General features: G+C 67.9%; 15 protein-coding genes. 8 read left to right on the forward strand and 7 right to left on the reverse strand.

Translation table 11 applies throughout. The features are described 5' to 3' along the window. Positions 1-4: 4 nt before the first annotated feature. Entirely contained in the window at positions 5-721 is a 717-nt protein-coding gene (locus M8R19_RS07550) for a DUF3108 domain-containing protein (RefSeq protein ID WP_074981447.1), read from the forward strand. Positions 722-778: 57 nt separating this feature from the next. Here the strand turns inward: M8R19_RS07550 and M8R19_RS07555 are convergent, their stop codons facing one another. Then, positions 779-1,318 (reverse strand): DUF2058 domain-containing protein, encoded by a 540-nt coding sequence (locus M8R19_RS07555; protein ID WP_074981445.1) that lies wholly within the window; start codon positions 1,316-1,318, stop codon positions 779-781. 163 nt (positions 1,319-1,481) lie between these two features. On the opposite strand from M8R19_RS07555, the gene M8R19_RS07560 reads away from it, so the two are divergent. Together M8R19_RS07560 and M8R19_RS07565 are read left to right on the forward strand one after the other, a co-directional pair. Continuing rightward, a complete protein-coding gene (locus tag M8R19_RS07560) occupies positions 1,482-2,414 on the forward strand; it encodes an aspartyl/asparaginyl beta-hydroxylase domain-containing protein (protein ID WP_074981443.1) in 933 nt (310 codons plus the stop codon). Between the two features lie 183 nt (positions 2,415-2,597). Next, the gene (locus M8R19_RS07565; protein ID WP_116425595.1) at positions 2,598-3,740 is read left to right on the forward strand and encodes an IS481 family transposase; all 1,143 of its coding nucleotides are present in this window, start codon (positions 2,598-2,600) and stop codon (positions 3,738-3,740) included. 752 nt (positions 3,741-4,492) lie between these two features. On the opposite strand, the gene mazG is transcribed toward M8R19_RS07565, so the two are convergent. The 4 genes from mazG to cysM form a co-directional block, all read right to left on the reverse strand. Continuing rightward, entirely contained in the window at positions 4,493-5,326 is an 834-nt protein-coding gene (gene mazG / locus M8R19_RS07570) for a nucleoside triphosphate pyrophosphohydrolase (RefSeq protein ID WP_249917462.1), read from the reverse strand. Next, the gene (relA, locus tag M8R19_RS07575; RefSeq protein WP_249917463.1) at positions 5,319-7,577 is read right to left on the reverse strand and encodes a GTP diphosphokinase; all 2,259 of its coding nucleotides are present in this window, start codon (positions 7,575-7,577) and stop codon (positions 5,319-5,321) included. Before relA ends, mazG begins: the two co-directional genes overlap by 8 nt. 90 nt (positions 7,578-7,667) lie before the next feature. Then, positions 7,668-9,032, reverse strand: a complete 1,365-nt coding sequence (gene rlmD / locus M8R19_RS07580; RefSeq protein ID WP_249917464.1) for a 23S rRNA (uracil(1939)-C(5))-methyltransferase RlmD — start codon at positions 9,030-9,032, stop codon at positions 7,668-7,670. A gap of 1 nt (position 9,033) precedes the next feature. After that, positions 9,034-9,933, reverse strand: a complete 900-nt coding sequence (gene cysM, locus M8R19_RS07585; protein WP_058487256.1) for a cysteine synthase CysM — start codon at positions 9,931-9,933, stop codon at positions 9,034-9,036. Between the two features lie 332 nt (positions 9,934-10,265). Here cysM and M8R19_RS07590 point away from each other — a divergent pair, with 332 nt between their 5' ends. After that, positions 10,266-12,494, forward strand: a complete 2,229-nt coding sequence (locus M8R19_RS07590) for a TonB-dependent receptor domain-containing protein (RefSeq protein ID WP_249917465.1) — start codon at positions 10,266-10,268, stop codon at positions 12,492-12,494. A 37-nt stretch (positions 12,495-12,531) separates the two neighbouring features. Here M8R19_RS07590 and M8R19_RS07595 read toward each other — a convergent pair whose 3' ends face one another. Next, positions 12,532-13,911, reverse strand: coding sequence for a HAMP domain-containing sensor histidine kinase (locus M8R19_RS07595; RefSeq protein WP_283939447.1), 1,380 nt, complete (start codon positions 13,909-13,911; stop codon positions 12,532-12,534). Continuing rightward, positions 13,889-14,599, reverse strand: a complete 711-nt coding sequence (locus M8R19_RS07600) for a response regulator transcription factor (protein WP_074981606.1) — start codon at positions 14,597-14,599, stop codon at positions 13,889-13,891. Before M8R19_RS07600 ends, M8R19_RS07595 begins: the two co-directional genes overlap by 23 nt. 140 nt (positions 14,600-14,739) lie before the next feature. Between M8R19_RS07600 and M8R19_RS07605 the strand changes: the two genes are divergently transcribed. The 4 genes from M8R19_RS07605 (at position 14,740) to M8R19_RS07620 (ending at position 19,430) form a co-directional block, all read left to right on the forward strand. Then, the gene (locus M8R19_RS07605) at positions 14,740-17,514 is read left to right on the forward strand and encodes a response regulator (RefSeq protein WP_249917466.1); all 2,775 of its coding nucleotides are present in this window, start codon (positions 14,740-14,742) and stop codon (positions 17,512-17,514) included. 8 nt (positions 17,515-17,522) lie between these two features. Continuing rightward, the gene (locus M8R19_RS07610) at positions 17,523-18,512 is read left to right on the forward strand and encodes a 2-hydroxyacid dehydrogenase (RefSeq protein WP_249917467.1); all 990 of its coding nucleotides are present in this window, start codon (positions 17,523-17,525) and stop codon (positions 18,510-18,512) included. Positions 18,513-18,591: 79 nt separating this feature from the next. Then, positions 18,592-19,032: a hypothetical protein gene (locus tag M8R19_RS07615; protein WP_249917468.1), complete on the forward strand. Its 441-nt coding sequence runs from the start codon at positions 18,592-18,594 to the stop codon at positions 19,030-19,032. Continuing rightward, complete coding sequence (locus tag M8R19_RS07620) at positions 19,029-19,430, forward strand: META domain-containing protein (RefSeq protein ID WP_074981424.1); 402 nt, start codon at positions 19,029-19,031, stop codon at positions 19,428-19,430. The genes M8R19_RS07615 and M8R19_RS07620 overlap by 4 nt, the downstream gene beginning before the upstream one ends. The last annotated feature ends 441 nt before the right edge of the window (positions 19,431-19,871 follow it).

Genomic DNA, 19,871 nt, shown 5'->3' on the forward strand with positions numbered 1-19,871 from the left:
CGCGATGCGTAGAGTCCTGCTGTTCCTGATGGCCCTGCTGACGTTGCCGGCGTATGCCGCCTCGTTCCAGATCAAGCCGTTCGAGGCCAGCTACACCGCGGACTGGAAGCAGATGCCGCTGAGCGGGACCGCGTCCCGCAGCCTCAAGCAAGGCGACGGCGGCAACTGGGAACTCGACTTCCAGGCCTCCATGCTGCTCGCCAGCCTGAAGGAGAGCAGTTCCTTCAAGGTCGAAGGCGATACCTACCTGCCGCAGACCTACCACTGGGCCCGCGAGGGCCTGGGCAAGAACAAGTCCACCGACCTGCAGTTCAACTGGGCGCAGAAACAGGTCACCGGCAGCGACCGCGGCGACGCCGTGCACCTGCCGCTGAACCGCGGCCAGCTCGACAAGTCCACCTACCAGCTGGTGCTGCAGCACGACGTCGCCGTCGGCAAGAAAAGCATGAGCTACCAGGTGATCGAGGGTACCGACACCGATACCTACGACTTCCGCGTGCTCGGCGAGGAGAAGGTCGCCACCCAGGCCGGCCAGATCGACGCCATCAAGGTCGAGCGCGTGCGCGACCCGACCAAGAGCAACCGCAAGACCGTCCTCTGGTTCGCCAAGGACTGGGACTACCTGCTCGTGCGCCTGTACCAGCAGGAGACCGACGGCAAGGAGTACCAGATCATGCTCAAGGCCGGCACCGTCGACGGCAAGCAGGTCAAGGGCTCGTAACCTCGGGCAGGATGAAAAAAGCCGGGCATTTGCCCGGCTTTTTCGTTTCCGCAAGTGTCACCACATGAGGTCGTCGGGCACCACGTAGTCCTTGTACGGATCATCATCATCCGGCTCGCCGCTGGGCTCGTTGAGCAGCACCACGCGGCGCTCGTCGCGCTCCTGGATGCGCAGCGCGGCATCGCGCGGGACTATCTCGTAGCGCCCGTCGTAGCTGACGATGGCCAGGCTGCCGCGGCTGAGCTTGTCGCGGATCAGGGCGTTCACCGCGATGCGCTTGACCTTCTTGGCGTCGACGAAGTTGTAGTAGTCGTCGCCCTCCATCCTGGGCAGGCGGGTGCCTTCGATCAGTTGCTTGATCTGCGCGGCGCGGGCCTTCTTCTCGGATTTCTCCTGCTGCTGGCGGTTCAGCTCCTGGTCTCGGGCCTGCTTCTCGGCCTGGGCCTGCAACGCGGCCTGGCGCTGGCTGTCGTCCTTCTCGGCCTGGCCCTTGTGCTCCAGGCGCTGCTGTTTCTGCTTCTGCTTGCTGGCCTGCTTGGCCTGCTTTTCGTTGACCAGCCCGGCTTTCAGCAGCTGGTCACGCAATGACATGCTCATTGGCTAACGACTCTCCGACAGCCTGCGAATATGACGCAGGACAATTCTGACGTGGCGGAAAATTCAGCGGCGACGCGCGCTGAGGGTATAATCCTCGGGCCTGTGTCGGCGTTGCGCAAGTGGCCGGCCGTTTTTCAGCCAAACAGGGCGGACTCGCCATCCCATGATCAAGCTCCTCGTCCTCGCGATCCTCGCCATCTTCCTCATCGCCATTCTCTACGTGCACCTGCGCGGCAAGGTACGCCTGCCGTTCCTGCGCCAGGTGGTCAACCACTCGGCCTGGTTCGCTCCGTACAACTCGCTGATGTACCTGAACTCCAGCGTACCCTCCAAGCCCTACCTGGACCGTGAGCGCTTCCCGGAACTCGACAAGCTGCGCGACAACTGGCAGATGATCCGCGAGGAAGCCGAGCAGCTGTTCGACGAGGGCTACATCCGCGACGCCCTGAACAACAACGAGGCGGGTTTCGGCTCCTTCTTCAAGAAGGGCTGGACGCGTTTCTACCTGACCTGGTACGACGGTCCCCTGCCCTCCGCGCAGCGCCTGTGCCCGAAGACCGTGGAGCTGGTCAGCAGCATCCCCAACGTCAAGGGCGCGATGTTCACCCGCCTGCCGCCGAACAGCCACCTGAACAAGCACCGCGACCCCTATGCCGGCTCCCTGCGCTACCACCTGGGCCTGGCCACGCCGAACTCGGACAGTTGCCGCATCTTCGTCGACGGCCAGCCCTACGCCTGGCGCGACGGCGAGGACGTGATGTTCGACGAGACCTTCGTGCACTGGGTGAAGAACGAGACGGACGAATCGCGCCTGATCCTCTTCTGCGACGTCGAGCGTCCGCTCAAGTCGCCGCTGCTGACGCGCATCAACCGCCGCGTCAGCGCCTTCCTCGGCCGCGCCACCGCGCCGCAGAACGTCGAGGGCGAGCGCGTCGGCGGGATCAACCAGGCCTACTCGGTGCTGATTCGTATCGGCAACGGAGTAGGTGGGCAGGTGAAGAAGTTCAAGCGGCGCTATCCCAAGGCCTATCGTATTGGTCGGCCGGTGTTGGCGGTGCTGGTGCTGGTGCTGCTGATTCGCTGGATGTTTGGGTGATGCGCTTTTCGTAGGAGCGAGCTTGCTCGCGAATGGGGTTTGCCGGGGGCTGCGGTGTTAGGGTTAAAGAGCGCCCTCTCCCCAGCCCTCTCCCTGTGTATGGACCGGAGACATGGTGAACAGGTGTTCGGAGACATGGTGAACACATCATGCTGAGGCATCGAAACGCATGAGGAGCGTGAGATGCCCTGGCAGGAGGTGTCCAAAATGCAGGTACGCGAGGAATTCGTTGCCTTGGCCAGCACGCCGGGTGCCAACCTCCGCCAGCTTTGCCGGCGCTTCGGAATCAGTCCGAATACCGGTTACAAATGGCTGAAGCGAGGTCAGGCGGGCGAGGGGCTGGAGGATCGCTCACGACGTCCAAAGCGCTCTCCGGGCCGTTCGCCGGAAGATCTCGAAGCGCACGTCGTGGCTCTGCGCCAGGAGCATCCGAGCTGGGGCGCACGCAAGTTGCGGCAACTCTTGCTCAATCAGGGGGTGGATGCTCCAGCGGTAAGCACTGTGCATGCGATCCTGCTCCGCCATGATTGCATTCAACCGGAGGCTGGCGAGCGCTGCCAGCCGTGGCAACGCTTCGAACATGTTGCTCCGAACGATCTGTGGCAGATGGACTTCAAGGGGCACTTTCCCCTCGCCAAAGGGCGTTGCCATGCCCTGACGATCCTTGATGACCACTCCCGCTATGCCCTATGCCTACAGGGTTGTAGCGATGAGCGACGGGAAACCGTGCAGGCACACCTCATTGCGACCTTCAGGCGCTATGGGCTACCGCGGCGTATGACCATGGACAATGGCAGCCCCTGGGGTGATACCGAAGCCCATTACACGGCCCTGGATGTCTGGTTGATGCGCCAGGGTATCCGGACCAGCCACTCCAGCCCTTACCACCCGCAAACCCAAGGCAAGGATGAGCGCTTCCACCGCACGCTCAAGGTCGAGTTGCTGCAAGGACGAGTTTTTGATGACCTGATCCACGCCCAGGCAGCGTTTGATCGTTGGCGCGGGCTTTACAATCAGCAGCGTCCGCACCAGGCACTGGACATGCAGGTTCCGCAACAGCGTTATCAACCGAGCCCGCTTGAATATCAGGAGCATCCACCCGCTCCGCAGTACGATGAGCTGGACCTGGTGCGCAAGGTCCAGGGCAAAGGTGAAATTTACTGTCAGGGGCGGCCGTACCAGGTAGGCAAGGCATTCATCGGTGAGTCGGTCGCTATACGGCCGACTACCGAAGAGGGACAGTACAACGTGTACTGGAGCACGCACCGTATTGCCAGGATCGACCTGCGCGAGCAGCTATGCATCGCTGGCAAACGGCTTCCCTAACCTGTTCACCCTGTCTCCGAACAGGTGTCTACCATGTCTCCGGTCCATACACCCTGAAGGGAGAGGGGGCTGTCCTGAGTGGCTTGTCGGTCAGGTGCCATCCTCCCACCCCCGTCATTCCCGCGAACGCGGGAACCCAGAGACTTGGGGGCTTGGTGTAGCGCGCCGCTCCGAGTGCGTTGATGTTTCTTGTTTCGCCCCCTCGGGCGAGTCCCTTTTGTCAAACGCCACAAAAGGAACCAAAAAGGCTTGCCCCAACATACGGGCCCGATGGAGCCGGGCTACCCTCACGAATTCCCCCGCCACGGAGGCCCGCCCCGAGGGTACGTCCCTGTAGCCCGCGGGGCTCTCGCGACATCCATGTCGCATGACCTCCTGAGCGCCGGTTTCGCTCGGCCTTCTGAAGGGGCGTTTCGGTGCGCTCGGAGGTTTCTCTGGAAGCCCCAAGAGCAAACGCGCTTTTGCTTTTGCTCTTCGTAGGAGCGAGCTTGCTCGCGAACCCGCCAGTCACTGGATTCCCGCGTTCGCGGGAATGACGGGGTGGGGTTCGGAGTAGCAGGATGACTCCGAACTCACCGCCCACTCCGAACAGCCCCCTCTCCCGCTTGCGGGAGAGGGTTGGGGAGAGGGCGCTCTTCCCCCTAACGCCCAAAGTCCCCAACACCCCCCATTCGCGAGCAAGCTCGCTCCTACAAAGAGCCAGCCCATGAAAAAGCCCCGCACAGCGGGGCTTTTTCGTAACTCCGGCGAAACTAACCACACCCCAGCGGGTTCTTCTCTTCCCGCTTGGCCTCGCCCCACAGCGCGTCCAGCTCTTCCAGGCCGCACTCCTCGGCCTTGCGGCCCTGGTCGCGCAGGGTGGTCTCGATGTAGCGGAAGCGCCTTTCAAACTTGCCGTTGGCCGCACGCAGTGCGGTTTCCGGGTCGACCTTCAGGTGCCGGGCCAGGTTGACCACCACGAACAGCAGGTCGCCGACCTCTTCCGCCTGGGCTTCGGCATCGCCGTCGGCCATGGCTTCCAGCACTTCGTCCAGCTCTTCGCGCAGCTTGTCCACCACCGGCAGGGCTTCCGGCCAGTCGAAGCCGACCTGGGCTGCGCGCTTCTGCAGCTTGGCCGCGCGGCTGAGGGCCGGCAGCGCCACCGGCACGTCGTCCAGCAGCGACAGTTGCACCGGCTCGGCGGCCTTGGCCGCGCGTTCCTCGGCCTTGAGTTCTTCCCAGCGCTGCTTCACCGCCGCTTCCGCCAGCTTCGCCGCGTCGGGTTCGCCGTACAGGTCGCCGTCGGGGAACACATGGGGATGGCGGCGGACCAGCTTGGCGGTGATGCCGTGGACCACCGCGTCGAAGTCGAAACGCTGCTCCTCGCGGGCCAGTTGGGCGTAGTAGACCACCTGGAACAACAGGTCGCCGGCCTCCTCGCGCAGGTGCTCGAAGTCGCCGCGCTCGATGGCGTCGGCGACCTCGTAGGCTTCCTCGATGGTGTAGGGGGCGATGCTCGCGTAGTCCTGCTTGAGGTCCCAGGGGCAGCCGTGCTGCGGGTCGCGCAGGCGCGCCATGAGGTACAGCAGGTCGTCGAGCTTATACATCCTTGCCACCCGCGCGGTCGCGCCGCGCCTCGATGATGTTGGGCAACTGCGAGATGCGCGCCAGCAGGCGGCCCAGGGAATCCAGGCCGGGGATCTCGATGGTCAGGCGCATGGTCGCGGTGTTGTCGTCCTTGTCCGAGCGGGTGTTCACCGCCAGCACGTTGATGCGCTCGTTGAGCAGCACCTGGGACACGTCGCGCAGCAGGCCGGAACGGTCGTAGGCGCGGATGACGATGTCCACCGGGTAGGTCTGCACCGGCACCGGGCCCCAGCTCACCTGGATCATCCGCTCCGGCTCGCGGCCGGCCAGTTGCAGCACGGTGGCGCAATCCTGGCGGTGGATGGTGACGCCGCGGCCGAGGGTGATGTAGCCGACGATCGGGTCGCCCGGCAGTGGCTGGCAGCAGCCGGCCATCTGCGTCAGCAGGTTGCCCACGCCCTGGATCTGGATGTCGCCGCGCTTGCCGTGGCCGAGGCGGCTGGGCTTGCGCGGGATGAGTTCGAGCTGCTCGTTGCCGCGCTCCGGCTCCACCAGCGCCTGGGCGTAGTTGACCACGTGGGCCAGGCGCAGGTCGCCGGCGCCTAGGGCCGCGAACAGGTCCTCGCCGGTCTTGTAGTTGGCCTTCTCGGCCAGCTTCTCGAAGTCCACCGGCGGCAGCGCCAGGCGCCCCAGTTCGCGTTCGAGCATGGCCTTGCCGGCGGCGACGTTCTGGTCGCGGGCCTGCAGCTTGAACCAGTGAACGATCTTCGCCCGCGCCCGCGAGGTGGTGACGTAGCCGAGGTTCTGGTTCAGCCAGTCGCGGCTCGGGCCGCTGTGCTTGCCGGTGATGATCTCCACCTGCTCGCCGGTCTGCAGGCTGTAGTTCAGCGGCACGATGCGCCCGTTGATCTTGGCGCCGCGGCAGTTGTGGCCCACCTCGGTGTGCACGCGGTAGGCGAAGTCCAGCGGCGTGGAGCCCTTGGGCAGGTCGATGGCGTGGCCGTCGGGGGTGAACACGTACACGCGGTCCGGCTCGATGTCCACGCGCAGCTGTTCGGCCAGGCCGCCGATGTCGCCCAGTTCCTCGTGCCACTCCAGGACCTGGCGCAGCCAGGAGATCTTCTCCTCGTAGTGGTTGGAGCCGGATTTGACGTCGGTGCCCTTGTAGCGCCAGTGCGCGCACACGCCCAGCTCGGCTTCCTCGTGCATGGCGTGGGTGCGGATCTGCACTTCCAGCACCTTGCCCTCGGGGCCGATCACCGCGGTGTGCAGCGAGCGGTAGCCGTTCTCCTTGGGGTTGGCGATGTAGTCGTCGAATTCCTTGGGAATGTGCCGCCACAGGGTGTGCACGATGCCCAGCGCGGTGTAGCAGTCGCGCATCTCCGGGACCAGCACGCGCACCGCGCGCACATCGTAGATCTGGCTGAAGTCCAGGCCCTTGCGCTGCATCTTCCGCCAGATCGAGTAGATGTGCTTGGCGCGGCCGGACAGGTCGGCCTTGATGCCGGTGGCGGCCAGGGCGTCCTTGAGCTGCTGCATCACGGTGGCGATGTACTGCTCGCGGTCCAGCCGGCGCTCGTGCAGCAGCTTGGCGATCTGCTTGTACTGGTCGGGCTCCAGGTAGCGGAAGGACAGGTCCTCCAGCTCCCACTTGATGTGGCCGATGCCCAGGCGGTGCGCCAGCGGCGCGTAGATGTCGAACACCTCGCGGGCGACGCGGTGGCGCTTCTCCTCGTCGGCGTTCTTCACCGCGCGGATGGCGCAGGTGCGCTCGGCCAGCTTGATCAGCGCGACGCGCACGTCGTCGACCATGGCCACCAGCATCTTGCGCAGGTTCTCGATCTGCGCCTGGGTGCCCAGCACCATGGACTGCCGCGGATTGAGGCTGGCGCTGATCGCCGCCATGCGCAGCACGCCCTCGATCAGCTTGGCCACCACCGGGCCGAAGCGCTGCTGCACTTCCTCAAGCTTCACCTTGCCCTCGCGGACGCCACGGTAGATCACCGCGGCCACCAGCGATTCCTGGTCCAGCTTGAGGTCGGCGAGGATCTCGGCGATCTCAAGGCCGGTCTGGAAGCTCGAAGTGCCATCGGCCCAGGCGGCTTCCACCTGGCTGACGGCCTTGTTCTCGGCCTCGCGGGCGAACTCGCAGGCCTCCAGCAGGACCTTGCGATCCAGCACCGGGACCAGGGTCTGGACGTGGTCCAGCCAGGCCTCGAGGTTGATGCTGCCGTCGGTGTTGACCGGCTGGTGCGCTCTCACCTGTACCATCTTGTCTACCCTTCCCCACGGTGTGCCGCGGCACACCGCTCGACTGCGCCGGCCTTTCTGGCGTGGGCCGGTCGGATTGCGCAGGTCGTCCTAACCTGCCTCGAACAGAGCCATCGCCTCCACATGCGCCGTCTGCGGGAACATGTCGAGGATTCCGGCACGCTTCAGGCGATAGCCCTGACGGGCCAGTTCGCCGGCGTCGCGCGCCAGGGTCGCCGGATTGCAGGACACATAGAGTACCCGCTCGGCGCCCAGGGCGCGCATGCCCCGTGCCATCTCGAGCGCGCCGTCACGCGGCGGGTCGAGCAGCACGGCGGAAAATCCCTTGGCCGCGTCCCCGGCGAACCAGCGCGCCGCGGACAGCGGCTGCGCCAGGTCGGCCTGATGGAACACGGCGTTGTCCAGGCCATTGGCCCGGGCGTTGGCCGCGGCGCGCGCGACCATGCTTTGCACGCCCTCCACGCCCACCACGCAGGCGACGCTTCGGGCCAGCGGCAGGGCGAAATTGCCCAGCCCACAGAACAGGTCTAGCACCCGTTCCGCTGGTGCGGGGGCCAACCAGTCGAGAGCCTGCGCGACCATGGCCGCGTTGACCGGCTCGTTGACCTGGACGAAGTCCCCCGGCCGGTAGGCCAGGGTCAGGTCCCAGGCGTCCAGGCGGTAGCCCAGGCGCCCTTCGCCGTCGTCCGGCGTCGGTTCGCCGTCGCCCTGCAGCCACAGCTGCACATCCCGTGCCGAACAGAAGGCCCGGAGGCGTTCGAGGTCGGCGGCGGGCAGAGGTTCGGTGTGGCGCAGCAGCAAGGCGCAGGCGGTGCCGTGGAACAGTTCGACGTGGCCGATGGCCCGCGGCCGCTGGAAGCCCTGCAGCAGAACCGGCAACTCACGGGCCAGCGCCTGCAGTTCGGGCACCAGCACCAGGCAGTCGTCGAAGGCGACGATGGCCTGGCTGGCGGCGGCGCGGAACCCCACTTCCAGGCGCTCGGCCTTGGCATCCCAGCGCACGGCGATGCGGGCCCGGCGGCGGTAACCGAATTCGGGGCCGGCCAGGGGCGCTGCCCAGGCTTCGGGGACGATGTCGCCGAAACGCTGCAACTGCTCGGCCAGGGTGCGCTGCTTGAGCGCCAATTGTTCGGCGTGGGGCAGGTGCTGCAGGGTGCAGCCGCCGCACTTGCCGGCCACCGTGCAGGGCGCGGCGCGGCGCTCCGGCGCGGCGGCCAGGATGCGTTCGCCGCGGGCGTCCACCACCTGGCTGCGCGCGGCCAGCACGCGGGCCTCGACCTCTTCCCCGGGCAGCGCGCCGGCGACAAACCAGGTGCGCCCTTCCAGGTGTGCGATGCCGCGGCCGTCGTGGGCCAGGCGCTCGATGCGCAGGCGCTGCTTCTTGCCCACCGGCACGCCAGCGTTGCGGGCGCCGCCGCTGGGCTGGAAACGCAGCCCGCTTCTTTGCTTGGCCATGTCAGCTGGGGTCGTAGATACCGGAGGACAGGTAGCGGTCGCCGCGGTCGCAGATGATCGCCACCAGCACCGCGTTCTCCAGCTCGCGGGACAGGCGCAGCATGGCCGCCACCGCGCCACCGGAGGACACCCCGCAGAAGATGCCCTCCTCGCGGGCCAGGCGGCGCATCACGTCTTCGGCCTCGCTCTGGTGCATGTCCACCACGCGGTCGACGCGGCTGGCGTCGAAGATCTTCGGCAGGTATTCCTGCGGCCAGCGGCGGATGCCGGGGATGGACGAGCCTTCCATCGGCTGCAGGCCGACGATCTGCACCGCCGGGTTCTGCTCCTTGAGGTAGCGCGACACGCCCATGATGGTGCCGGTGGTGCCCATGGAGCTGACGAAGTGGGTGATCTCGCCGTTGGTCTGGCGCCAGATCTCCGGACCGGTGCCCTGGTAGTGGGCCACCGGGTTGTCGCCGTTGGCGAACTGGTCCAGCACCTTGCCCTTGCCTTCGCGCTGCATCTGGTCGGCCAGGTCGCGGGCGCCTTCCATGCCCTGCTCCTTGCTCACCAGGATCAACTCGGCGCCGTAGGCGGTCATGGCCGCCTTGCGTTCGGCGGTGGAGTTGTCCGGCATGATCAGGATCATGCGGTAGCCCTTGATCGCCGCGGCCATGGCCAGGGCGATGCCGGTGTTGCCGGAGGTCGCCTCGATCAGGGTGTCGCCGGGGTGGATGTCGCCACGCAGCTCCGCGCGGGTGATCATCGACAGCGCCGGGCGGTCCTTCACGGAGCCGGCCGGGTTGTTGCCTTCGAGTTTCACCAGCAGGGTGTTGGAGGTTTCCCCGGGCAGGCGCTGCAGGCGCACCAGCGGAGTATTGCCGATGCACTCGGCGATGGTGGGGTACTGCACGGTCATGGAGTCGCTCGTCGTCAGCAAGGCCAATCTGAATAGCGGCCTATGATACCGGTAAACCGTCGCCGGCCATATCGGCAAGCGCAGCGAGTGGCATCGGCGGCAGCGCCCGCCCCTGCTCTGCGGCCGAGGAATCCTTACTCGGACGCAGGAATATCCGAGTAGGAAATCTCCGCAATTCAAACACTGCTCCGATGGGTTCCAGCGCCCATGGGCCGGGGGCTGCGGTGCGATTGGAGGCCCCTGCCGACATATGCGGTAACTTCCGCTAAGATGAAAATGATTTGCGTTAACCACAGGCTCCGCCGCCATCACGAGCAGTCAGGAGCCTACCGATGTCCATTCCTCTTTCCCGCACTTCCCTGGCCGGCGCCATCGCCCTGGCCATGGCCGGCCAGGCCCAGGGCAACGACACCCTGAGCCTGGGCGACACCGTGGTCACCGCCGCCGGCTACGAACAGAAAGTCACCGAGGCGCCAGCCAGCATCAGCGTGCTGACCCGCGAGGAACTGCAAGAGAAGCGCTACAGCAACCTGGCCGAGGCCCTGGAAGACGTCGAAGGCGTCGACATCGGCCAGAGCACCGGCAAGACCGGCGGCCTGAACATCAGCATCCGCGGCCTGCCCAGCGACTACACCCTGGTGCTGATCGACGGCCGCCGGCAGAACAGCGCCGGCAACATCACCCCCAACGGCTTCGGCGAGACCTCCACCAGCTTCATGCCGCCGCTCTCGGCCATCGAACGCATCGAGGTGATCCGCGGCCCCATGTCCACCCTCTACGGCTCCGACGCCATGGGTGGGGTGGTCAACATCATCACCCGCAAGGTGGCCCGCGAATGGGGCGCCAGCCTCAGCCTCGACCACACCGTCCAGGAGCACCGCGACTACGGCGACAGCAGCGGCACCAGCCTCTACGCCAGCGGCCCGCTGGTGGCCGAGCGGCTCGGCCTGAACCTGCGCGGCAGCTTCTTCGACCGCGGCGCCTCGGACCTGAGCTTCGACGACGGCGCCACCGTCAGCCGCCGCGGCGCCTCCCCGGTGGAAGGCCAGAACTACAACATCGGCAGCCGCCTGACCTTCACCCCCAACGCCGAGCACGACATCTCCCTGGACTTCGAGCGCGGCCGCCAGGTGTACAACAACGACGACTGCCAGCTGGGCAGCCTCGACGGCAAGGCCGGCGGCAGCGCCACCGACGGTTGCAGCCGCGACGCGCCGACACGCGCCAATGGCTACAAGGACGAACTGCGCTTCGAGCGCGACCAGTTCGCCCTCTCCCACACCGGCCGCCTGGGCTTCGGCACCCTGGACAGCAGCCTGACGCACAGCACCACCGAAACCATCGGGCGCACCATCCCCGGCACCGTCGGGCGGCCCTACAGCGGTTACCCGTCGATCGTCGGCGGCGACGACCGCACCCTCAAGTCCACCGACCTGGTGCTGGACAGCAAGCTGGTGATGCCCCTGGGCGACGCGCACATGTTCACCCTCGGCGGCCAGTACTGGGACGCGAAGGTCGAGGACGGCATCGCCGCCGAGGACTTCCGGCAGAGCTCCTGGGCGCTGTTCGCCGAGGACGAGTGGCGCCTGCGCCAGGACCTGGCGCTGACCCTCGGCGGCCGCTACGAGGACCACGAGGCCTTCGGCGGGCACTTCAGCCCGCGCGCCTACCTGGTGTGGAACACCACCGACAGCTGGACGCTCAAGGGCGGCGTCAGCCAGGGCTACAAGACGCCGACGCTGAACCAGTTGCACGACGGCATCAACGGCGTCAGCGGCCAGGGCCAGCTGCTCACCCTCGGCAGCCCCGACCTGGACCCGGAAACCAGCACCAACACCGAGTTCGGCGTCTACTACGACAACCTCGCCGACTTCAACGCCAACCTCACGCTGTTCCACACCCGCTTCAAGGACAAGATCGACAGCGGCACCCCGATCCCCAACTGCAACTGGCCGGACGCGCCGAACCAGTCCGGCTGCATCGACATGGGCAGCGGCTTCCTGCAGGAGAACTTCGCCCAGCAGGTGAACATCGGCAAGGCCCGCACCCAGGGCGTGGAACTGGCCGGACGCTGGGCCTTCGCCCCGGCCCTGAGCGCCTCGCTGAACTACACCTACACCGACAGCGAGCAGCTCAGCGGCGACGACAAGGGCGCCCCGCTGACCAACACCCCGCGGCACATGGCCAACCTGCGCCTGGACTGGCAGGCCAGCGAGCGCCTGAAGCTCTGGCTGAAGGGCGAGTACCACGGCGAGCGGGCGCGCTTCACCGCGCGCTACGCCAACCTCAACGCGACCAACCAGGCCATCGCCGACCAGTTGGGCGACCTCGACGCCTACCAGGTGTTCCACCTCGGCGGCTCGTTCAAGGCCACGCGCAACCTGACGCTGAACGCCACCCTGTACAACCTGTTCGACAAGGACTTCCTCGGCGGCGACGCCTACACCGCCGCCAACGGCACCACCGGCTGGGCCTCGCACTACATCCAGGGCGGCGCGGGAACCACCGGCACCCTCGAGGAAGGGCGCCGGCTGTGGCTGTCGGCGGTGATGGAGTTCTGACCGCCGCCGGTCGCCTGGCGCCGCGCGGCGTCAGGCGTCAAGCGGCCGGCAGGCGCAGGTGCATGCGCAGGCCGGGGTTGCCGCGCTCGGCCCAGAGCTCGCCGCCCTGCAGGCGGATGGCGCTGCGGGCGATGCTCAGGCCCAGGCCGAAGCCCTCGCCGGAACGCGCCGCGGAAAGGCGGGTGAAGGGCAGGAAGATGCGTTCCAGGTCGGCGGCTTCCACCCCCGGCCCCTGGTCGGCCAGGCAGAGGTGCCAGAAATCACCTTCGCGCTGACCGAGCAGGCGGATGCAGCCGCCCTCCGGGGAATGCCGGATGGCATTGCGCAGCAGGTTCTCCAGGGCCTGCGCCAGGCCATTGAGATGGCCGCGAACGACACAGTCCGCCGGCACCTCGCAGTGGAAGCGCGAAGGCGCCCAGCCGGACTCGAAGCCGGCGTCCTCCACCAGCAGTTCCCACAACGGCAGGATGGCGACGTCCTCCAGCGGCAGGCGCGGCCGCTCGGTGTCCATCCAGGCCAGTTCCAGGGTGTTGGCCACCAGCCGCTGCATGACTTCCACCTCGCGCTCCAGGCGCAGGCGCAGCGGGTCCTCGACCGCAGCGCTCTCGGCGGCGACGCGCAGGCGGCTGAGCGGCGTGCGCAGCTCGTGGGACAGGTCGCGCAGCAACTGGCGCTGGAACTCCACGTGGCCGCTCAGGCGCTGGGCCATGTGGTCGAAGGCGCGGCCCAGCTCGCCCAGCTCGTCGCGGCGGACGCTGACCTCGCGGGCGGCGCCCGAGCCCAGGTCGTCGGCGCGCAGCGCGTTGGCGTGCTCGCGCAGGCGCGCCAGCGGGTGGATCAACTGGCGGTAGAGCAGCCCGCACAGCAGCAGCGCCAGCGCGGCGGGCACCACCCCATGGGTGAAGATCCGCGCCAGCGTGGAGTAGCCGGCGGGCTTGAAGCGTTGCGGCAGCTGCAGCACCAGGCGGCCGTCGGCGGGGTGCTCGGGGAAGGGAATGCCGATATAGGGCAGGCTCCGGCTGCGGTTGCTCACCGGCCAGTCGAGGCCGCGCTGGAAGGTCAGGCGCGTGGCCTCCTCGATGCTCAGCGGCTGGCTGCCCAGGGGCTGCAGGCGGCCGTCCAGCGCCACCATCCAGGTCTGCTCGCTGGCCCGCATGCGTGCCAGCCAGTCGTCCACCGCGGCCTCGCCGCCGGCGTTCCAGGCCCGTTCCAGGTCGGCCGCGTAACCGCGGAGCACGGCCTGGGCCTGGGTATCGAGGAAATAGCCGCGGCGCTCGACCTGGCGGCCCCAGGTCCAGGACAGCCAGATCAGCACCAGGCAGAGCAGCACCACCGGCACCGCCAGGCGCCAGAACAGCGAATGGCGGCTGGGCAGTACCTGGCGGACGCGCCGCTCACTCGGCGCTAGCGAAAACATAGCCCTTGCCCCAGACCGCGCGCAGTTGATGGCGCGCATAACCGATGGACTGCAGCTTGCGGCGCAGGTGGCTGACGTGCATGTCCAGGCCACGGTCGTGGGCGGTGTAGCCACGGTTCAGCACGTGCTGGTAGAGGAACGGCTTGCTCAGTGTCTCGTCGACGTTGCCGAGGAAGGTTTCCAGCAGGCGCTGCTCGGTGGCGGTGAGCGCCGCGGTCTGGCCTTCCCAGACCACCTCGCAGGGTTCCTCGCGCAGCCGCAGCCCGGCGTCCGCGGGGCCGGCCGGCAGCAGGCTGCCGCGCTCCAGGGCGACGCGGCGGAGGATGGCGTCGATGCGCACGTTCAGTTCCGCCAGGCTGAAGGGCTTGGGCAGGTAGTCGTCGGCACCCTGGGAGAAGCCGGCGATGCGGTCCTGCTCGGCGCCCAGGGCGGACATCAGGATCACCGGCACGCGCTGCTCGCGGCGCAGCTGGCGCAGGGCCTCCAGGCCGCTGCAGCCGGGCAGCATGACGTCCAGCAGGACCAGGTCGAAGGCCTCGCTCAGCGCCTGGTCGAGCCCCTCGCGGCCGTCGCGGCACCAGGTCACGGCGAAGCCGCGCTGGCTCAGGTGACTGTGCAGGTGCGCGCCCAGGGTGGGGTCGTCCTCGATGGTCAGCAGGCGGGGTTGGCTGGTGGCGGTCGGCGTCATGACAAACAAGACTTATTCGCGAACGACAAGTATTCATGACGGCACCTGCCCAGGGCAAGCGCAGCCGTCCGGCGGTCAATGTTCGGGATTCCCGCCCGGCGACCCGCTAAACTGCCCCGAAACCGTTTGGGAGGACGCGCGTGTTCAAGGATCTCGGCATCAAGGGGCGGGTGCTGCTGCTCACCCTGCTGCCCACCAGCCTGCTGACGCTGGTGCTGGGCGGCTACTTCACCTGGGTGCAGCTGTCGGACATGCGCGTGCAACTGATCGAGCGCGGCCAGCTGATCGCCGAACAGCTCGCCCCGCTGTCGGCCTCCGCCCTGGACCATGGCGACCTGCCGCTGCTGGAGCGGATCGCCAACGAGGCCCTGGACCAGCCCGACGTGCGCGCGGTGACCTTCCTCAACCCCGAGCGCGTGCGCCTGGTGCATGCCGGGCCGAGCATCCTCACCCCCATGCCCAGCGGCGACGGCAGCCACCTGAGCCTGGTCAGCAGCCTGGACACCACGCACTTCCTGCTGCCGGTGCTGGGCCGCCACCGCAGCCTGTCCAGCACCCCGGAAGAGGACGCCAACCGCCTGCTCGGCTGGGTCGAGCTGGAACTCTCGCACCACGGCACCCTGCTGCGCGGCTACCGCAGCCTGTTCACCAGCCTGCTGCTGATCGTCACCGGCCTGGTGGTCACCGCCCTGCTCTCCCTGCGCATGAGCCGCGCCATCAGCGCGCCCCTGGGGCAGATCGCCCAGGGCGTCGCGCAGCTCAAGGAGGGCCGCCTGGAAACCCGCCTGCCGGCCCTCGGCAGCCACGAGCTGGACGAACTGGCGGGCGGCATCAACCGAATGGCCGAGGCCCTGCAGAGCGCCCAGGAAGAGATGCAGCACAACATCGACCAGGCCACCGAGGACGTACGGCAGAACCTGGAGACCATCGAGATCCAGAACATCGAGCTGGACCTGGCGCGCAAGGAGGCCCTGGAGGCCAGCCGCATCAAGTCCGAGTTCCTGGCCAACATGAGCCACGAAATCCGCACCCCGCTCAACGGCATCATCGGCTTCACCAACCTGCTGCAGAAAAGCGACCTCACCGTGCGCCAGCAGGACTACCTGGGCACCATCCAGAAGTCCGCCGAGAGTCTGCTGGGGATCATCAGCGAGATCCTCGACTTCTCCAAGATCGAGGCCGGCAAGCTGATCCTCGAGAACATCCCGCTCAACCTCCGCGAGCTGGTCCAGGACACCCTCACCATCCTCGCCCCGGCCGCCCACGAGAAGCGCCTGGAGCTGGTCAGCCTGATCTACCGCGACACCCCGCTGAACCTGGTGGGCGACCCGCTGCGCCTGAAGCAGGTGCTGACCAACCTGGTGAGCAACGCCATCAAGTTCACCCACGAAGGCACCATCGCCGTGCGCGCCATGCTCGAGGACGAGAACGACGAGCGCGCGCAGCTGCGCATCAGCGTGCGCGACACCGGCATCGGCCTGACCAATGCCGACCTGCGCGCGCTGTTCCAGGCCTTCAGCCAGGCCGACAACTCGCTGTCGCGGCAGGCCGGCGGCACCGGCCTGGGGCTGGTGATCTCCAAGCGCCTGATCGAGCAGATGGGCGGCGAGATAGGCGTCGACAGCAGCTCCGGCGAGGGCTCGGAATTCTGGATCAGCCTGAGCCTGCCCAAGGCCCGCGAGGACAGCGACGACAACCTGCCGGCGCCGCCCAGCGGCCACCACGTGGCGCTCTGCGAACCCCATGAGCTGACCCGCGCCGCGCTGCACCACCAACTGGAGGATTGCGGCCTGGAAGTGCATGAGTTCGAGGACCTCGACGCCCTGCGCGCGGCCCTGGACAAGCCCGCCGACGCCGGCAGCGCGCCGATCGAGCTGGCGGTGCTCGGCGTCAACCTCGCCGACAGCCAGCCGGACGTGCTGCGCCAGACCATCCGCGACTTCGAGTTCAAGGGCTGCAAGACCCTGGTGCTCTGCCCCACCGTCGACCAGTCGCAGTACAACGCCGTGCTGCCCGAGGGTCAGGTGCAGAGCAAGCCGGCCTGCACGCGCAAGTTGCAGCATGCCCTCGACCAGCTCCTGCACCTGCGCCCGGCGCGCAAGGACAAGCCCTCGCCGCGGGCCGAGCGCCAGGTGCCGCACCTGCTGTGCGTCGACGACAACCCGGCCAACCTGCTGCTGGTGCAGACGCTGCTCAGCGACCTGGGCGCGGAAGTCACCGCGGTGGACAACGGCCTGGCCGCGGTGGAAGCGGTGCAGCGCGAGCGCTTCGACCTGGTCTTCATGGACGTGCAGATGCCCGGCATGGACGGCCGCCAGGCCACCGAGGCGATCCGCCACTGGGAGGCCCAGCGCGAGGTCAGCCCGGTGCCCATCGTCGCCCTCACCGCCCACGCCCTGGCCAACGAGAAGCGCGCCCTGCTGCAGGGCGGCATGGACGACTACCTGACCAAGCCCATCGACGAGCGCCAGTTGGCCCAGGTGGTGCTCAAGTGGACCGGCCTGGCCCTGGCCGGCCGCGGCGTGGCGGCCCAGGGCGCGCGCTTCGCCGCCGACGGCCTGGCCGTGCTCGACCCCGAGGAAGGCCTGCGCCTGGCCGCCGGCAACGCCGACCTGGCCGCCGACATGCTGGCCATGCTGCTCGCCTCCCTGGCCGCCGACCGCCAGGCCATCCGCCTGGCCCGCGAGCGCAACGACCGCGCCACCCTGATCGAGCGCGTGCACCGCCTGCACGGCGCCACCCGCTACTGCGGCGTGCCGCAACTGCGCGCCGCCTGCCAGCGCACGGAAACCCTGCTCAAGCAGAACGACCCGCAGGCCGGCGCCGCGTTGGAGGACCTGGACCACGCCATCGGCGAACTGACCCGCGCCACCGAAAGCCACACCGGGCAGCGCACGCCCCACGACACCCATTGAGGCCGGCCATGCGCATCATCCTGTTCAGCAGCCAGAACTACGACCGCGAGAGCTTCCTCGCCGCCAACCCCGGGCACGGCTTCGAACTGCATTTCCAGCAGAGCCCGCTGCGCCCGGACACCGCCGCCCTGGCCATGGGCTTCGAGGTGGTCTGCCCGTTCGTCAACGACGACCTCTCGCGGCCGGTGCTGGAGCAACTGGCGGCCGGCGGCACGCGGCTGATCGCCCTGCGCTCGGCCGGCTACAACCACGTCGACCTGGCCGCCGCCCACGCCCTGGGCCTGACCGTGGTGCGGGTGCCGGCCTACTCGCCGCACGCGGTGGCCGAGCATGCCGTGGGGCTGGTCCTGGCCCTGTGCCGGCACCTGCACCGCGCCTACAACCGCACCCGCGAAGGCGACTTCTCGCTGCACGGCCTGACCGGCTTCGACCTGCACGGCAAGACCGTCGGCGTGGTCGGCAGCGGCCAGATCGGCCAGGTATTCGCGCAGATCATGCGCGGCTTCGGCTGCCAGGTGCTGGCCTACGATCCCTACCCCAGCCCGGCCATCGAGACCCTCGGCGGGCGTTTCGTCGGCCTCGACCAGGTGCTGGCCGAGTCCGACATCATCAGCCTGCACTGCCCGCTCAACGACGCCACCCGCCACCTGGTCAACGCCGACAGCCTGCAGCGCATGAAGCGCGGCGCCATGCTGATCAACACCGGCCGCGGCGCGCTGGTGGACACCCCGGCGCTGATCGAGGCGCTCAAGAGCGGCCAACTGGGCTACCTGGGGCTGGACGTCTACGAGGAGGAAGCGGAGATCTTCTTCGCCGACCGCTCCGACCTGCCGCTGCAGGACGACGTGCTGGCGCGCCTGCTGACCTTCCCCAACGTGATCATCACCGCGCACCAGGCCTTCCTCACCCGCGAGGCGCTGGCGGCCATCGCCGGGACCACGCTGGACAACATCGGCGCCTGGCGCCAAGGTGCCCCTGTCAACCTCGTCGAACCCTGAGCCCCGGGGCCGTGGCCACGCCGCCACGGTCGCGAGTCCGGGCCACTTCCCCTACTATGGGCGGACTTTCGGAGGACCCATGGCTCAACACGATTTCCGCTACAACCTGCTCAACCCGCAACACACGCTGAACGAATGCCGCGCGCTCGGGCCGGGCCTCTACCAGGTCACCGGCAACGGTGGCTCGATCCAGAACGGCGACACCCTGCTGGTCAGCCTCAAGGGCAGCCGCGACCTGAGCATGACGCTGACGGTGGACAAGGTGCGCCACCTGATCAACCCGCCGGGGCAATGGACCGCGGTGGCCAAGGGCCCGGTGTTCAAGGAACTGTCGATCCTCAACTGGCAGGTCAAGTGCGACGGCTGCGGGACCATGCTGGACTTCGAGTTCGCCGTCGACGCCAGCCTCGGCAAGCCCGCCCATGCCCCCGCCGCCACCGCGCGCATCGCCGAACTGGGCTGGACGGTGGACGGCGACCGCCACCTCTGCCCCGCCTGCCAGGCCCGGGGGACCCCATGAACAAGACGCTGACGACCCTGCTCGGCGCCCTGCTGCTGGCCGGATGCGCCCAGCACCCGACGGAACCGGAAAGCGACCAGGCCTACCGCGTGGAATGGATCGGCAAGCGCCCGCTGGTGGGCCGCAGCCACGTCAGCCTGACCTTCGACGGCCAGGGCCGCGCCTTCGGCAACGCCGGCTGCAACCACTGGTTCGCCAGCTACCAGCTGGACGGCGAAACGCTGAGCTTCGGCCAGCCCGGCAGCACCCGGCGGATGTGCGCGCCGGCGCTGATGGAGCAGGAGCAGCGGTTCTTCCAGGCGCTGGGCGAAGTGCAGCGTTGGGAAATCACCGACAAGGGCGAACTGCGCCTGCTCTCGGCCGACAGCCGCGCGCTGCGGATGTGGCCAGAGGATTGAGGCGCCCAGCGGCTCTTCGTAGGAGCGAGCTTGCTCGCGAACGAGGCTTCCGGGGACTCCGTCTCCAGGCCTGAGAGCACCCTCTCCCTAACCCTCTCCCTGAAGGGAGAGGGGACTGTTCGGTGTGCTTGGATACTCTCTAGAGTCAGCCGGCAGCACCGTTGGTTTCCGGCTGGAGCCATACCCTCTCTCGGCACGGACAAGCTCCCTCTCCCTTCAGGGCGGGGCGCGCAGCCGAGGGCTGGGGAGAGGGTGCGGAGTCAAGCCAAGGCACCGAAGCCACGAGCGAGCACCACCCTTGCTGGCACAATCGCGGATGAATCCGCTCCTACAGGGAAATGCCATACCTCACGGCAAACGCGTAGGGCGAATAACGCGAAGCGTTATCCGCCGTTCGGACGCGTCATTTAGCACCCGCATGACCATGGCGCTCGGAACCAC

Origin of the sequence: Pseudomonas sp. R3.Fl (assembly GCF_023516765.1) — a bacterium.
GTDB classification, from domain to species: domain Bacteria; phylum Pseudomonadota; class Gammaproteobacteria; order Pseudomonadales; family Pseudomonadaceae; genus Pseudomonas; species Pseudomonas citronellolis.

Excerpts from the sequence above, each read along its gene's own strand:
- M8R19_RS07550 (WP_074981447.1), top strand. The coding sequence starts at position 5 with ATGCGTAGAGTCCTGCTGTTCCTGATGGCCCTGCTGACGTTGCCGGCG.
- M8R19_RS07555 (WP_074981445.1), bottom strand. The coding sequence starts at position 1,318 with ATGAGCATGTCATTGCGTGACCAGCTGCTGAAAGCCGGGCTGGTCAAC.
- M8R19_RS07560 (WP_074981443.1), top strand. The coding sequence starts at position 1,482 with ATGATCAAGCTCCTCGTCCTCGCGATCCTCGCCATCTTCCTCATCGCC.
- M8R19_RS07565 (WP_116425595.1), top strand. The coding sequence starts at position 2,598 with ATGCCCTGGCAGGAGGTGTCCAAAATGCAGGTACGCGAGGAATTCGTT.
- mazG (WP_249917462.1), bottom strand. The coding sequence starts at position 5,326 with ATGTATAAGCTCGACGACCTGCTGTACCTCATGGCGCGCCTGCGCGAC.
- relA (WP_249917463.1), bottom strand. The coding sequence starts at position 7,577 with ATGGTACAGGTGAGAGCGCACCAGCCGGTCAACACCGACGGCAGCATC.
- rlmD (WP_249917464.1), bottom strand. The coding sequence starts at position 9,032 with ATGGCCAAGCAAAGAAGCGGGCTGCGTTTCCAGCCCAGCGGCGGCGCC.
- cysM (WP_058487256.1), bottom strand. The coding sequence starts at position 9,933 with ATGACCGTGCAGTACCCCACCATCGCCGAGTGCATCGGCAATACTCCG.
- M8R19_RS07590 (WP_249917465.1), top strand. The coding sequence starts at position 10,266 with ATGTCCATTCCTCTTTCCCGCACTTCCCTGGCCGGCGCCATCGCCCTG.
- M8R19_RS07595 (WP_283939447.1), bottom strand. The coding sequence starts at position 13,911 with ATGTTTTCGCTAGCGCCGAGTGAGCGGCGCGTCCGCCAGGTACTGCCC.
- M8R19_RS07600 (WP_074981606.1), bottom strand. The coding sequence starts at position 14,599 with ATGACGCCGACCGCCACCAGCCAACCCCGCCTGCTGACCATCGAGGAC.
- M8R19_RS07610 (WP_249917467.1), top strand. The coding sequence starts at position 17,523 with ATGCGCATCATCCTGTTCAGCAGCCAGAACTACGACCGCGAGAGCTTC.
- M8R19_RS07615 (WP_249917468.1), top strand. The coding sequence starts at position 18,592 with ATGGCTCAACACGATTTCCGCTACAACCTGCTCAACCCGCAACACACG.
- M8R19_RS07620 (WP_074981424.1), top strand. The coding sequence starts at position 19,029 with ATGAACAAGACGCTGACGACCCTGCTCGGCGCCCTGCTGCTGGCCGGA.